This window comes from Pseudomonas sp. NBRC 111133 (assembly GCF_001320605.1).
Classification (GTDB): Bacteria; Pseudomonadota; Gammaproteobacteria; order Pseudomonadales; family Pseudomonadaceae; genus Aquipseudomonas; species Aquipseudomonas monteilii.
The window spans coordinates 114,532-127,411 of the sequence record NZ_BCBJ01000023.1; the positions used below are offsets into that span (position 1 = coordinate 114,532).

The window sequence follows — 12,880 nt, forward strand, 5'->3', positions numbered from 1 at the left end:
CTGATTTGATTGATTTGCCCACTATTCAACTCTCCAGGCCACCAAGGGCTCACAATCAACGGCTGCAGCACCAGACTCAGTGGCCGCCCAATACCGGCCGCTCCAGAGCACCGCCACGCACTTCCCCGACGCGCCCTCGAAGCTGACGATGTCGCCGCGCTGGGCGAACTGCACATCAACCCTTTCGAAGTAGGTATCGAGCACCGCCTCGACTGAGCCGTGCGTCGACGCCATCACGCGCTTGGCACCGATCTGCGTCTTGTATCGCCCGCGGTATTCCTTCGCCGGATCAACACCGCAGATAGCCGCCGCGCAGTCAGCGACAAACAGGCAGCAGTCAAATTCGCCCCACAAAAAAGGCCGCTCGAAAGCGGCCTGAATGGTCTCGTGTAGCCTCGTGGGCCAGTCTCGATAGCGCATGACGTTTACTCGTAGGTGAAGGACGGCGCGTCTTTCTTGGCGCCCCAGTAGATGGGCCATTCGGCCATCTGCGCGACGGCATAGAAGAAGCGGTCGCCGTCATGCCGGGCGCGGTGGTTCTCGTCCGTCCAGCGCTCTGTGCCAACCCGGTTCCATTCGGCCATCCGGTCGATGATGGTGACCGTAATCGTGCTGTCGCCCGTCGAGCCGCCGTAGGACAGTTTGGCCGCGTCCATGCGGCCGCTGAACAGGATGTCGGCCGCGTAATTCCCGGCCTCGTCATAGACGACGAACATCAAGCGCGCCGACCGGCCTCGGCAGCCCGCGACCGAGGTCTGGGAAAGGATGTAGCTGTCCAGGCCATTCAGCGTCAGATCAATGGACAGGGAGGAACCCGAATCAGCGCTTTCGCTGGCCTGGCCCACTTCGCCGAAAGTGCCAACGCCGTCGTAGGCGTAGCCGTTGATGATCAGCTGGCTGGTGCCCGTGTGGGCCCTGACCATGCCGTCGGCAAAATCCAGCTCGCAGGCAAATACAGGCGTGAAGTTGCCAGCAGCAATGATGCTCAGCACTGATTGGGAAAATGGGAAAACCGCAGCCATTAGAAGGCCTCCCGACATTCGATGGAAAGTTCAGCCACAATAGGCCTGACTGAAAGGGTGTAGCTGTCCTCGGTGAGGCGCATGATCGAATAAGGGTTTCGATACTCCACCGCGGTGCCAACCACCAGAGCTGAGCGCAACCGTCTGTTGAGAGGCAAAATGGCCGTGCCATCGCCGTTCGAAAGCACGTCCTCAACCACCTCATGCATCACCCCGCCGATGGTGATGTAATCGCCCTGGCTAAACACCCGGCGACCGCCCTGCAGCCCGCTCAGCGTGATGGTTGAGGCCATGGCAGCCCCGACCTGCACAACGGGCGCGCCGATGTTGTCAGTCCGCTTTCGCGTGAACGCCGGCAGCTTGAACGTACCGAAACGGCCCTGCAGTCGCCCCAAGAAGGCAGTCACTATTCGGTCACGGTCTCGGGTCAATTGGGGAAGCGACAGGGAGCATTTCCAGTACGACCCCGGGTACCCCACGATCTGCTGGCTGTTGTTCAGTGACGAAGAGAAATCGCGGTTGTTGTACACCATGCCCCAGCTCATCTCAGCCGGGCACACTTGGGTTGGCCATTCGATCGCCATCGTTCCACCTTAAAGTTTCTTGCGGATGCTCTGCATTATTTGGCCGTTTCGGCCCACATCCTGCAGGATCGCGGACATCGTTTGGCGCATGCCTTGTTGGATCATGGCAACCGTCTGAGGGCTTACATCTCCATTCACATGGAAGACCTGATGCACAGCCACCGGCTGGCCTGTGCCCTCCGGCTGACTTCCTTTGCTGCCCTTGCTCACCTCGTCCAGGGTTTTGTCCAGCTTTGCACTGGTGTTGGCGGTAGTGACCCGCTCGCCCTTCTGCAGCAACCAGGTACCTTCGCGAGGAACACTATCGATACCGTCGTGCGCCATACCCACCAGAGCGGAACTCGCCACACCGGCCACCAGGGGGGCGGTAGCCATCGCTGCGGCAATTGCAGCACCAGGTGCCAGTGCGGGCCCCACGATAGGTATCGCAGCGGTGCTGGCGAAGGCGGCGAGCTGGGCCTGGAACGACGTTGCCTGAGCGTTGGCAATCAAAGTCGGTGCCGCACTGGCCTGTGTCGTCTTACCGACCATCAGCTGCACCGCTTGATACACCAGCCACTGGGCAGCCATGTCTGCCAGCGCATCAACCATCGACCTGGCGAACCCGCCAACCATATCCATCAGCGCATCTCCGGCATCCTTCGAGCCCGTGGCCACATCAGAGAGGAACGACCCGAGCTCGCTCCTGGCGCTACCGAGGACAGACGTGGTGGCATCGGCGGCCATGGCTGAGTAGTCGGTCGCGGCGTCCGCAAAATTCTCCCAGGCGCTGGTGACACCATCCATCCAGTTGCTCTGCGCCTCATCGAGCTGGCTGTAATAGTCGTTTTGCAGCTCCAGGCGCTCGGCCAGGGCATCGCTGAGCACTTGGGTTTCCTGGTCGTAAAGCTCCTGGCTGATGTCACCGCTGTTGCGTTGCAGGACCAATTCACGCTGTTGACGATTGAAGTCTTCCTCGATCGACAGCCGTTCTTTCAGCCGCTCCTTGTACTCGTCACCACGGCCGGCGCCAGCAAGCTCTTGATCAAACCCGGTCCTGGCAGTCAGGAAGTCTTCATTCACGTTGGACCGGAAGGACGCCAGTTTCTTTGCGTCCTCCTCAGCGTTTTTGACCTTCTTCAGTGCGTCCAGCTCAGCTGCCAGACCCTCCAAGCGCTTGCGCTGCTTGTCGTTGATGCCGTCCAGTTTGCCGCTGGAGATCTCAAAGGCGAGCTTCTCGACCTCGGTCGCGTCCTTGCGCTTGTCCGTCGAGGTGTTGATAAGCTCAATCTGCCGCTGGTAATTCTCTTCAGTCGTCTTGAACGCCTGGTTCAGCTTTCTGGTAGCAGCTTCCGCAGCCTTCTCCGCTGCTTTCTGCGCATCGGTCTGGCCGAGAATACCTGCACTCCCACTACCGGCAGGTACGATCGCGGGTAGCTCGGAGGCAGCCTTGCGAGCCTGCTTCACATATTCCCGAATTGAATCGCCGGCCCAGGCTTTATTCATGGTCTGGCCGAGCTCAAGAAAAACACTGTTCGCCGTTCGAGCGTGATCCTTCGCATCGCTCGACATTTTGTCCGAGTTCTTTTTGAAGTCCTCGGACATTTCTCCGAACGTGACCTTGCTCAGCAGGAGGTTGGCCGTTGCCCCCATACTTTGGAAATACGCCATGGCTGTGGCGAATGTCCCCACCATAGAGATCGCGGCAACTTTAAATGCTCTGCCGATACCATCAGCAGTTGAAGCCGTCATGGCAGCGACCTCTACTAGGTCGTTGGCAAAAGCCCGGACTTGCGATTGCAGCCCTCCGGCCTCTTTGCTGGTATCAGCCAAGTCTGCTGCGAGCTGCGCGAGGACGGGCATGAATTCCGCCGCGAGCGCGGTTTTCGCCGAATTTGCATACTGACCGATTGTGGTCAGCTGGTTATTAAACTCTCTGGCAGACGAAATGGTTGTGTCGTCCAAAATCATGCCAGCGGCCATTGCGGAGTCGCCCAGCTCCTTGAGTTTCTTACCGCCATCAGCCAATAGCGGCACCAGGGCCGTAGCCTCGTCGGCAATCGCCTCCATGAAGAACGTCATCTGCGCTTGGCTGACATTCGCTTTTTGGAGACTTGTAACGTAGAGCTGCAGCGCTTCAGCGCTGTTTAGCTTGCGGAACTGCTCCGCAGTCACGCCAACCTTCGGCGCTACGGTCTCAAAGAAGTTTTTCAGCTCGCCACCGCCGGTGGCCAGAAAGTCGCCGATCTTGTCGTTGGTGTCCTTGAAGATGTCCGACAGCTTATCTTGATGCAGACCCACCGAAGCGGCAGCAGCGGCCAAGCGCTGAAACTCGGTAGTCCCCAAGCCGGCGAGCGCGGACAGATTGGAAATCTCTTTCGCCGCCGATGCCGTGCTGGTGACCAGGCCTGCCACTACGGCTGGGATCGCAGCGAACGTCGCGCCGACTGCTGTGCCCAAACGCTCGGCCTGCTTCTTTATCTCCGCCATCTGCTTCTGCGTTTCACGACCTGCCTTATCCAGCGGCCCTGTGAAACCGCCAATTTTCGCAATCAAGTCGAGTGTCAATGTGCCAAGAGAGCGGCTCGCCATGCTTTCCTCCAGGCGAAAAAAAACCCGCCGGGGCGGGTTTGATCAATAAATGGGCTACCGTTTCAGAATTTTCCTCTTCTCGATATCGAATTCCTCATCGGTAATATGACCTCGCTCTTTGAGGGCTGCCAGCGTTTCGAGCTCTTGGTACGGGTCAACAGTCTTGCTGGACGGCGACGTGGCCTGCTCAATGTTGATGCTGACCGGCTTTCCGCCTGATGAAACCGACCATATTAGCGAAGCGATCCAGCCCAGAATTGTCCAGCCTAAAAAGAAGTTGAGCAGCATGATCGACACCCGATTTGGGTGGCTTCTCGCTGCCGCGATTATCGTTGGAGTGAAGTACAAAGCCACGGCCATCGCGAGCATCACGAAGGCCTGAGTGGAGTCTGGTTCAACGACCATGGTTAGACGCTCCCTGTTAAACGAGGGCAATCTACCATCACCTACGGCCTCTCCCAAAATATTGCCGAAACAAGCTATGTCCAAGAAGCCATCGCATTCATCAGCGATATCCCCGACTGTGTGTGATGCGGCATGAATTCATAGAGATCAGCCTTACCGCCCCGACTACGGTTGATCTGTAGCGCAATCAGCGCCGCGGACAACTCCTGTCGGCGGGCGATGTTTAGCGAGCCATGCTTGTCGCGATAGTCGACCCAGGCCAGCACCTCCGCGTAGGAAAGCGTGGCCTTGGCCTCCGCGATTGATGTTCCGCCTATCCCGTTCAGCACAAGCTCATGCCAAAGCTCGTCAGCCGGGGTCAGCTCTTTGGGGGCGGGTTATTCACGGCTTTAACGGCGTTGTAAAGCGCCAGGCCCAAACCAGGGTCAAGATTCACAGCATCATCAAACGGCAACTCCTCGGTTCCATCCTCGCCCAGCATGACGCTGGCCGAAAGGTAGCGAGCGGTTTTGAAGCGCTCAGTTTCCCCACCAGCGAACATCGCCTCCATCACACCGAAGGCGTGACGACGGATGTGGACCGTGAATTTGTCGGTTACGGTTTTGCCGTTCTTGTCTACGTGCTTCCACGCGACTTCTTTCGGCACTAGGGCATCAGCAATGACGCCGCCTTTCTTCTTCAGTTGCTCCAGATTCATGGGTTTTCCTTGATGATCCAGTTGAGCTTGCCAGAACGCTGAATGGTGGCAGCGGTGCTCACCGAGGCATTGCTCGCGAAGTCGAACGGGAAGTCGGCGACATAGCCGGCGAACAGGCACCAAGTGCGCGTGGAGGGGAGCTCGAAATCGTCTCCGGCGGTGTTGACCGTGGGCGCGATACCTTTGCCATCGGACCAGCCGAGCGCCCAAAGGATGTCTTCGTCGCTATCGTCCTGGGATAGCTGGAACATGCGCACATGGCTGGCATTGCGCGGATCGGCCAGGATCGTTGCGGTAGCTTGACCTGGTGTGCGGAGGCCTTTCTTGTATTTGCGATCGGTGTCCGCCAGGCAGGTGTCATCGATCTGATCGGCAGGGGCACCGCCGGGGTTGAATGCGGTTAGGCACTCCACCTCCATTACGGTCTTTGGGCCGGTGCCGGAAACAGGCGGCAGCAGCGCGTAGAGCTGGGCGCCCTGAGCATTCATCGACATGGGTTATCTCCAGTCAGCAATAAAAAAGCCCGCACATGGCGGGCACGATGGATTTCGACATTTCAGCGCTGCACCCACCAGTCCACGTCGAAACTGGTCCGGTAGTTCTTGGTGGCCGGGTCGCGGGCTTCGCCACCCCACCGAGTCACGTAGGCATCCAGCTCAATGGCATCACGTATGGCGTCGCGAACCTGGCGGACCGAAGTACTGGTCGTGCCGTAAACGTCAACCTGTAGCGTGAAACCGTCGGCGTCGGGACGGCCGGCCAGGTAGTTCTCCGGTTCGCCATTGACCAACTGCCACACAGCGTATGGCTTGGTCACATCCTGGGGGGCCTCGCCAAACGAGTAGAGCCGCAGATTCGCGCCGACGCCGAGCAGTGCGGTGACGCCAGCGGCCTGCGAGCAGATTTGGAAAATAGGTGGTGTCATGAGGATGCGACCTTCTTGGCAGCGCGCCGGATGGTGCGGTCGATTGCCTTCTCGTACTCGGTGACAAAAGTGGCCGTAACCTCACTGATGCTGTTGGCCAGGGCTGGACGCATGAAAGGCACGGCCGCCATGTTCTCGGTACCGAACTCGATCAGGCGCCAGTGCGGCGTTGGTGAGTTCGGGCTGAGGTCGCCGCCATCCTTGAGCACGGCGCCGTGCAGTACGCCGATCCGGAAACCGAGGTCTCCGGTCTGCTTGAACAGCTTGCCGTTCCAGCGAAGAGCAATGTTGTCCGCGATCGAGCGCCCGGTTTCCTTGTCGTCGATCCGCTCGGCGCCTTCCTTGGCTTTCTGCACCACAACCTGAGCGGCCTTCCGCAACGCGGCCCGTCCACCCTTACGCCGAACGTCATAGCTGACCGACTCCAGCTTCCCCAGCAGGCTATCCAAGCCGGTGATGCTGAACTCGACTCCGTCAGCCATCTTTCACCCCTTTCGACACGAGGATGGTCAGGTACTCCTGGCCGGACTTGTCGTCTTCCAGAGGCGGGCCTTCGATGCTGTACACCTCGCCGCGGTAGACGATTCGCATCGTGGGCAGAATGCCTGGACGGTATCGGATCACCATGCGAGCGGTGGCCTCAGACTTCGCAGCCTGCGCTGCGATCAAGTCGCGAGCCGACAATGGCGATACCTTGGCCCATACCGAAAGCAGCTTCTGCCACTCCGGCTCACCGTATTCGCCTGATTCAGGGTCGCGAGGTGTGACCTTGTGCTGCAGCTCAATGCGGTGCCTCAGATCGCCAGCCTTCATAGATTCACCCAGCGGTGAGGCCCCCAAAGAGCTTGGGTGGCCATCGGCATCTCAGTCGCGATGGTTCCGGTAACTACCGCTTCCCGCCCCATGAACCAGTGACCGATCAGCAACAGTGCACCCTGGCAAATTGCCTTCGTGATAACGATCGAGTTTCCAGCGGGCTCTGGTAGCGGCTCACCCTCGGCGATCAGCTTGCGGTTGGTCCACTGTTCGAACGTGCTGAATGCCGCGTCGGTGTATGCCTGGATCAGGGCGTCTTCTTCGTCACCGTCAACCCGCAGGTGCGACTTCACGGTGTCGAGGTCAATCATTTTTCGGCACCAGGGCCTGCAACGCCGGCTTTTTCGCGTCTGCCGCGAATTCGATACCGTTGGCGGTGAGCCATTCTTTCAGCTTGGGAACGGTCATCTTCAGCGGATCGGTTTCGTTTTCAGCGCCCTTCTGCAGCTCGATGGCTGCGTCGATTTCTTCCTGCGAGCTGCGCGAGGCATAGCCTTCCGGCGGATAGTTGGCAGCCAGGTAACCGGCCTCCACGAATTCGGCCACGGTAGGGCCGTCCTCACGAAGCCCCGGGGTGCGCTTCTGGTCGAGATATTCGGCCACGCCCAGGTGATCAACCGCCACCACTGCGCAACGGTCAGAAACATCCTGCTCGCCCACCTGGATCTCCACCACCTGGTTACCGTCCACAGCGAACGGAAACGCCTTCTTCACGGAAATGATTGGCATAAATACTCCAGAAGTTGGCGCCCGGAGGCGCCCGCTGAATCAGGCAGCGCTCAGGGTAAGAACCTTGATCGCCTGGGAGTCGACGAGCATGCCGCCGACGCGCTTGGTGGTGTAGAAACCAACGAACGGCTTGTTGGTGTACGGATCGCGCAGCACGCGGGTGCCGATGCGGTCCACGATGGTATAGCCGCGTTTGTAGTCGCCGAAGGTGACTGCGTTGGCATCCGCCGCGATATCCGGCATATCCTCGTTCTCGGTGATGCCGTAGGCCAGCAGTGTCGAAGGCTGCCCCAGCTCCAGACCAGGACGCCACAGGTAATTGCCTTCGCTGTCCTTGAGTTTGCGGGCATAGGCCACGGTCAGGTTGTTCATCATGAAACGAGCGTTGGCCCGATAGCCTGCTTTCAGCGAGTGGACCAGGTCGATCAGGTTGTCGCCAGTGAAACCGCCGGCTGCACCCGTGATGACCTTCTGCAGAGTGCCGAAGGGACGGGTGGAGTCCTTGGCCGTGGTCAATGCGTAGGCCAGGATTCCTTTTGGCTTCTTGTCGCCGTTGCCGAGCAAGAAAGCAGTGCCCTCACGCTCGGCAAACTCTCGGGCGACCTCGCCATTCAGCCAACCCTCGGCGTCGAAGAAGATGTCGTCCAGACTGGTCTGGGTTGCCTGCGGGTTGGCGTAAATCTCGCCCATGAAGGCAGAGATCTGTCCGAGGGTTGGGGTACCGGTAGCCGGACGTTCGTCAGTTTCGCCGACCCAGCCAGACCCGGCGCCACCCAAGCTGACCAGGCGCTTGTAGTCCGGGGAGCCGACAGTGATCTGGTTACACACCTGGCGCATCGGCGAGGTGTCCTTGAGCAGCTCAATGATACTGCGATCCAGCTCTTCCGGTACCGCGTAGCCGCCATCGGCGTCATTGCCGATCTGCAGCGCCTTGGCCTGCAGATCGCCCAGGCCGGTGTCGATGCCCTTGCGAACGAACTGCATGAAGGCGGTCTTGTGCTCGCTCGCAGCCTTAGTGCCGCTGCCGTCCGGGCGCTTCAGTTCGATCAGCTCTTTTTCCAGAGCAGATTTCAACTCGTCGAGCTCACCCAGCTTTTCATTCAGGGTGTCGACCTGGCCGGACAGCTTGCCCTTCTCGGCTTCCAAGCCATCGATGCGCTTGTCGTTCTTTTCCTTGAACTCGTCGAACTTTTTGCCTAGGGCGTCGGCGACTTCTTTGATGTCTTTTTCTTCAACAGCCATGAGAGGCTCCTTACATTTTGTCCAAAATGGATTTCAGGTGGTTGAGTGATGCGTCGGCACCCGCCTCTCGCGGTGAAACTGCGCCGTAACCCTTGGCCATGAAGGCCTTGGCTTGTGAGCCGGAAAACCCTACCTCTCGCAGGGCCCGCTCCACTTTGCTGGGCGGCGGGGTTTCGCCGCGGGCCAGCAGAGATTTCACATCGGTGATCCGAGCCTCGTCGTTGGCCGGGAAGGTGACCAGGGAGACTTCCCAGAGATCGATCGCCTTCAGCAGCCAGATGCCCTTCTCTTTGTCGTACTCGTAATCGTCGAGCATGTAGCCGATCGACATGCCGGTCAGGCTGCCGGCCTTCATGTGGGCGTGCGCTCGCTTGGCCAGCGGGTCGGCCTCGATCAGCAGCCGGCCATGCACGTACAGCCCAACGTCGTCTTCGCGCATCTCGGTGTAGATGCCGATCGGCTCGCTCATCTGGTGTTGCCAGAGCATGGCCGGCAGGCGGGACTTCTCTTTCCATTTGGCCAGGCTTGCGGTAAAGGCGCCGCGGACAACAACATCGCCGTAGCTGTCCTCCACGCCAAACACCGAGCCGTAGCCCTCGAACTCGCCGTTGTCGCTGACCGACTTGATGGTCAGCGGCAGGTCAAGGCGCTGTTTTGTCTGCATCGCCGGCAGCCTCTGGTTTGGTGGTCATGTTCATCGGGGTCAGGTACACATCCCCGCCCTCGCGCGGGTTCAGGTCTTCCAGCTCGCGGCAATCATTCGGGCTGAGGATTCCCCACTGGATGCCCTTGCCGTAGGACTCATAACGGCCTTTCAGGTCGCCTCGCATGAGTCCGCCGGCATTGAACTTGGCGTAGTGGCTGAGCCGATCTTTATCACTGAGGAGGCCGACCTGAATGCGGTGCTCAATTCGTGTCAGGTACGGCACGAGCGAGTAGTTGACGAAGCTCATCCCCAACTGCTCGACATTGTTGAGCGTCATCTTGTCCATGTTCGCCACCAGGTGCGGCGGCACGCGGTACAGGCCGCAGATCTGCGCCTCGGTAAGCTTCTTGGACTCGATGAACTGGGTATCCTGGGCATTCAAGCTGATCGGCTTCCAGTCCAGCCCCATCTCCAAGATCATGGGCTTGTAGGCGTTGGCCACGCCCATGTGTTCGCCCTGGAACTCGGTTTTCAGTCGCCCAAACGCTTCGTCAGTGAGCTGCTGATCAGTTCGCAGAACACCGCTGGTGACCGCGCCATTCGTGAACAGCTTGGCGGCATGGGCGTCCATCGCCTGCCCCAGCCCGAGCGCTTGCCGGGCGTACGCGATCGGGTTCAAACCGACGAGCCCATTAAGTGTGAACAGGCGCACATGCCAGATCTCGTCCTGGCTCAAGGTCTCTTGGCCGCTGTTGAACGTGACCTTGTACTCAACGGACCAGTCGTCCTTGAGCTTCGGCTGAACCCGGTCTGGGTTGATCGGCAGCAACTCGACGACATTGCCAAGGGCCTTGACCTTGTAGGCGTAGAAATTGCCGCGTAGGCACAGGCAAGCCACCATGAGCTCCCAGAACTCCTGGGCCGTCATGTACCCGTTCGGCGCCATGTTGAGCAGTGGATAAAGCCGGTGACCGGTGGCCGGTACCCTGACCTTGCCGTTTTGCTTCAACAACCGGCAAGGCAGCATGCCGATCGACTCGGCCAACACCCGCACGCAGTTGAAGACCACCAACTGTTGCATGGCGCTGGTGGTGGTCACCCGCTGACCTGACGCACTTTCGTAGCCAGCACCAAGCGCCTGGGCCAGTTTTTCTGGCGTATCAATGATCAGCGGATTTTCTTTCCTTCCGAGAAGAGCCTTGAACATCAGCGCCCTCCTCGCACAACGGCATAGGCCGAAAGTGCCATCAGGATCATGCCGCACACCGACAGCGCCACGGCCTCGCCCATGCCGATCCACAAGCCCCGTGCAAGCAGCGCAAACCCGGCCATGCCCACGATATCCGGCAAAGATTCGCGCAGATGAGCGAGCGCGGACACCCCACCGCTGCGGGGTGCCTCGTTGTGAGAGGTCATAGAGTTCTGATTCCGTGCTTGGTGATGTGATCGGAGAGCGTTTCCTCCGGGTTTGCGTTAGCCAGCACCCGGCCAACTGTCATGATCAACGCCACTGCCCCGTCGATCTTGTTGTCTTCGCCCTGCTTGATCGGTCGCACCACGTCATCATTGCCGGGTAGGTTCTTGCCGATGACGTTGCCAATACACCAGGTCATGATCGGATTGCCGTCGTGATGGAACCTGCCCGCCTCTATTGCGGCCTCCAGCTCCTTCATGCCGTCGGACATGTTGGTGTAGTTCTGGGTGATGGTGATCGGGTTGAAACCCTCGTCGTCCAGGTCATGACTCAGGCCCGTGGCGCCGTGCGGGTCTATCGGGCTCTCCCTGATCGGTGCCAGCTTGTTGGCTTCCTTGGTATCCTCGAGGATTTCGCGGTAGTCCACCTCAGCGCCAGGCGTGGCGGTCAGGTGGCCGGTATTGACCCAGGCCTGAAAGCGCTCGGCCATGCGTTTGTTGTCCACATCGTTCGCGGTGTCTTCGGGAACCCAGAACGCCGGCGCCACGCTGTAGTAGTGGATCTTTCCATCGATCTCTCGCCAGAACAGCCTGGCCCTGGAGTTCATGTCCAGCTTGCGGGCCAAGTCGAAGCCGGCAATCCACTCCTGCCCCTCGAACTGCTCAAGTGTGAGCGTCTTGTCCTCGCAGGCCTTCCAGCTCTCCATGTTGAAAAAGCCAGACTTGGCACTCACCCACAGGTTCAGGTGCTTGGTCTTGAACGTGTTGGTGAAGCGCGCCGAGCGGATCGCCCTTGCCAGCTGGCTCTCCAGGTACTCCTGAAACACCGACACGCCCATGCAGGGATTGGCCTTGGCCAGGTTCTTCGGGTCGGTCCAATCGTCGCCCTCGTCAAGTGTCCAGATGTAGCCGAACAGCTCGTCGTCCGGCACCGTGCCGTTGAGCATCTCGATGACCTGGCGACGCTTGTCGTAGCACGGCCCCTCGATGTTTGCGCCGGCGGTGGTGATGATGAACATCAGCGGCTGGCGGCGCGCCCCCATACCTGTGAGCATCGTGTCGTACTGGGCCGCGCTGTCGTGCTCATGGTATTCGTCGATGATCGCGCAGGACGGCGACGCACCATCACCTGGGTTGCCGATCAGCGGCTCGAAGCGGCTGCCATTCGACGGGATGTTCAAGTTCGAGGCGTTGACCTCGATGCCGGCTGCCTCGATCAGCATGGGCGACCGGCTGACCATCAGCCTTGCAGGCCGGAACACCTCCCACGCCTGCTTCTCGGTGGTCGCGCCGGAGTAGACCTCGGCGCCGAACTCGTTGTCGGCGGTGAACATGCTGATGCCGACGCCGGCGGCGATCACCGATTTGCCGTTCTTGCGCGGCACCTCCCAGTAGCTCTCGCGGAAGCGCCTGTACCCGCCCTTCTTCCGGACCCAGCCGAACGTGCAGGCCAGGCCGAAGAGCTGCCAGGGCTCAAGCGTGATCAGTTGCCGCTTGAACGCCCATTCGCCCTTGGTGTGGGGCAGCAGCTGCATCAGGCGCAGCTTTTTCTCAGCCTTGGCTGGGTCGAACTTGTACGGGTAGTTCTTCGAGCGGCTGGCCGCCAGATCCTCGAAGTGCCGCTCGATCGCCTGGTGGATGTAGCGACATGCCGGAAACCTGCCCTTGAGGACAGACCTTGCCCACACCATAGCCTTGTCGACATTGGTGTACTTGGCTCTGGTCATCAGGAACTCAGTAGGGCTGCAAACTCGTTGGTGGATTTCTGCTTATTACCGCCGATGATCCGCGTGCGGCTGGCCGGGTCCAGACCCAGCATCGAGCCGAAGG

General features: G+C 59.8%; 17 protein-coding genes. All 17 read right to left on the minus strand.

The genetic code is table 11. The features are described 5' to 3' along the window. Window positions 1-21 precede the first annotated feature (21 nt). On the minus strand, window positions 22-420 hold the full coding sequence (locus APH36_RS04795) for a hypothetical protein (RefSeq protein ID WP_041506408.1): 399 nt from the start codon (window positions 418-420) through the stop codon (window positions 22-24). 5 nt (window positions 421-425) lie between these two features. Further along, complete coding sequence (locus tag APH36_RS32025) at window positions 426-1,022, minus strand: hypothetical protein (RefSeq protein WP_060497696.1); 597 nt, start codon at window positions 1,020-1,022, stop codon at window positions 426-428. Further along, entirely contained in the window at window positions 1,022-1,606 is a 585-nt protein-coding gene (locus APH36_RS04805) for a hypothetical protein (RefSeq protein ID WP_060497697.1), read from the minus strand. Before APH36_RS04805 ends, APH36_RS32025 begins: the two co-directional genes overlap by 1 nt. A 9-nt stretch (window positions 1,607-1,615) precedes the next feature. Beyond that, window positions 1,616-4,177: a phage tail tape measure protein gene (locus APH36_RS04810; protein ID WP_060497698.1), complete on the minus strand. Its 2,562-nt coding sequence runs from the start codon at window positions 4,175-4,177 to the stop codon at window positions 1,616-1,618. A gap of 54 nt (window positions 4,178-4,231) precedes the next feature. Next, the gene (locus APH36_RS04815) at window positions 4,232-4,582 is read right to left on the minus strand and encodes a superinfection immunity protein (protein WP_060497699.1); all 351 of its coding nucleotides are present in this window, start codon (window positions 4,580-4,582) and stop codon (window positions 4,232-4,234) included. A gap of 358 nt (window positions 4,583-4,940) precedes the next feature. Next, on the minus strand, window positions 4,941-5,279 hold the full coding sequence (locus APH36_RS04825) for a phage tail assembly chaperone family protein, TAC (protein ID WP_029885679.1): 339 nt from the start codon (window positions 5,277-5,279) through the stop codon (window positions 4,941-4,943). Next, complete coding sequence (locus APH36_RS04830) at window positions 5,276-5,773, minus strand: phage tail tube protein (protein WP_060497701.1); 498 nt, start codon at window positions 5,771-5,773, stop codon at window positions 5,276-5,278. Before APH36_RS04830 ends, APH36_RS04825 begins: the two co-directional genes overlap by 4 nt. A 62-nt stretch (window positions 5,774-5,835) precedes the next feature. Continuing rightward, window positions 5,836-6,204: a DUF3168 domain-containing protein gene (locus APH36_RS04835; RefSeq protein ID WP_060497702.1), complete on the minus strand. Its 369-nt coding sequence runs from the start codon at window positions 6,202-6,204 to the stop codon at window positions 5,836-5,838. After that, window positions 6,201-6,686, minus strand: coding sequence for an HK97-gp10 family putative phage morphogenesis protein (locus APH36_RS04840; protein WP_060497703.1), 486 nt, complete (start codon window positions 6,684-6,686; stop codon window positions 6,201-6,203). Before APH36_RS04840 ends, APH36_RS04835 begins: the two co-directional genes overlap by 4 nt. Continuing rightward, window positions 6,679-7,017 (minus strand): phage head closure protein, encoded by a 339-nt coding sequence (locus APH36_RS04845; protein WP_060497704.1) that lies wholly within the window; start codon window positions 7,015-7,017, stop codon window positions 6,679-6,681. Before APH36_RS04845 ends, APH36_RS04840 begins: the two co-directional genes overlap by 8 nt. Then, the gene (locus APH36_RS04850; RefSeq protein WP_060497705.1) at window positions 7,014-7,331 is read right to left on the minus strand and encodes a head-tail connector protein; all 318 of its coding nucleotides are present in this window, start codon (window positions 7,329-7,331) and stop codon (window positions 7,014-7,016) included. Before APH36_RS04850 ends, APH36_RS04845 begins: the two co-directional genes overlap by 4 nt. Next, window positions 7,324-7,749 carry a HeH/LEM domain-containing protein gene (locus APH36_RS04855; protein ID WP_060497706.1) on the minus strand — a complete coding sequence of 142 codons (426 nt, stop codon included), beginning with the start codon at window positions 7,747-7,749 and terminating at the stop codon, window positions 7,324-7,326. The genes APH36_RS04850 and APH36_RS04855 overlap by 8 nt, the downstream gene beginning before the upstream one ends. A gap of 39 nt (window positions 7,750-7,788) precedes the next feature. Continuing rightward, entirely contained in the window at window positions 7,789-8,991 is a 1,203-nt protein-coding gene (locus APH36_RS04860; protein ID WP_060497707.1) for a phage major capsid protein, read from the minus strand. 10 nt (window positions 8,992-9,001) lie between these two features. Then, a complete protein-coding gene (locus tag APH36_RS04865; protein ID WP_060497708.1) occupies window positions 9,002-9,655 on the minus strand; it encodes an HK97 family phage prohead protease in 654 nt (217 codons plus the stop codon). After that, on the minus strand, window positions 9,633-10,844 hold the full coding sequence (locus APH36_RS04870) for a phage portal protein (RefSeq protein ID WP_060497709.1): 1,212 nt from the start codon (window positions 10,842-10,844) through the stop codon (window positions 9,633-9,635). The genes APH36_RS04865 and APH36_RS04870 overlap by 23 nt, the downstream gene beginning before the upstream one ends. Beyond that, window positions 10,844-11,053, minus strand: a complete 210-nt coding sequence (locus tag APH36_RS04875; RefSeq protein WP_060497710.1) for a hypothetical protein — start codon at window positions 11,051-11,053, stop codon at window positions 10,844-10,846. The genes APH36_RS04870 and APH36_RS04875 overlap by 1 nt, the downstream gene beginning before the upstream one ends. Then, on the minus strand, window positions 11,050-12,777 hold the full coding sequence (locus APH36_RS04880) for a terminase large subunit (protein WP_060497711.1): 1,728 nt from the start codon (window positions 12,775-12,777) through the stop codon (window positions 11,050-11,052). Before APH36_RS04880 ends, APH36_RS04875 begins: the two co-directional genes overlap by 4 nt. Window positions 12,778-12,880 lie beyond the last annotated feature (103 nt).

Bases quoted from the DNA above. Each gene is read 5' to 3' on its own strand.
- APH36_RS04795 (WP_041506408.1), bottom strand. From the start codon at position 420: ATGCGCTATCGAGACTGGCCCACGAGGCTACACGAGACCATTCAGGCC.
- APH36_RS32025 (WP_060497696.1), bottom strand. From the start codon at position 1,022: ATGGCTGCGGTTTTCCCATTTTCCCAATCAGTGCTGAGCATCATTGCT.
- APH36_RS04805 (WP_060497697.1), bottom strand. From the start codon at position 1,606: ATGGCGATCGAATGGCCAACCCAAGTGTGCCCGGCTGAGATGAGCTGG.
- APH36_RS04810 (WP_060497698.1), bottom strand. From the start codon at position 4,177: ATGGCGAGCCGCTCTCTTGGCACATTGACACTCGACTTGATTGCGAAA.
- APH36_RS04815 (WP_060497699.1), bottom strand. From the start codon at position 4,582: ATGGTCGTTGAACCAGACTCCACTCAGGCCTTCGTGATGCTCGCGATG.
- APH36_RS04825 (WP_029885679.1), bottom strand. From the start codon at position 5,279: ATGAATCTGGAGCAACTGAAGAAGAAAGGCGGCGTCATTGCTGATGCC.
- APH36_RS04830 (WP_060497701.1), bottom strand. From the start codon at position 5,773: ATGTCGATGAATGCTCAGGGCGCCCAGCTCTACGCGCTGCTGCCGCCT.
- APH36_RS04835 (WP_060497702.1), bottom strand. From the start codon at position 6,204: ATGACACCACCTATTTTCCAAATCTGCTCGCAGGCCGCTGGCGTCACC.
- APH36_RS04840 (WP_060497703.1), bottom strand. From the start codon at position 6,686: ATGGCTGACGGAGTCGAGTTCAGCATCACCGGCTTGGATAGCCTGCTG.
- APH36_RS04845 (WP_060497704.1), bottom strand. From the start codon at position 7,017: ATGAAGGCTGGCGATCTGAGGCACCGCATTGAGCTGCAGCACAAGGTC.
- APH36_RS04850 (WP_060497705.1), bottom strand. From the start codon at position 7,331: ATGATTGACCTCGACACCGTGAAGTCGCACCTGCGGGTTGACGGTGAC.
- APH36_RS04855 (WP_060497706.1), bottom strand. From the start codon at position 7,749: ATGCCAATCATTTCCGTGAAGAAGGCGTTTCCGTTCGCTGTGGACGGT.
- APH36_RS04860 (WP_060497707.1), bottom strand. From the start codon at position 8,991: ATGGCTGTTGAAGAAAAAGACATCAAAGAAGTCGCCGACGCCCTAGGC.
- APH36_RS04865 (WP_060497708.1), bottom strand. From the start codon at position 9,655: ATGCAGACAAAACAGCGCCTTGACCTGCCGCTGACCATCAAGTCGGTC.
- APH36_RS04870 (WP_060497709.1), bottom strand. From the start codon at position 10,844: ATGTTCAAGGCTCTTCTCGGAAGGAAAGAAAATCCGCTGATCATTGAT.
- APH36_RS04875 (WP_060497710.1), bottom strand. From the start codon at position 11,053: ATGACCTCTCACAACGAGGCACCCCGCAGCGGTGGGGTGTCCGCGCTC.
- APH36_RS04880 (WP_060497711.1), bottom strand. From the start codon at position 12,777: ATGACCAGAGCCAAGTACACCAATGTCGACAAGGCTATGGTGTGGGCA.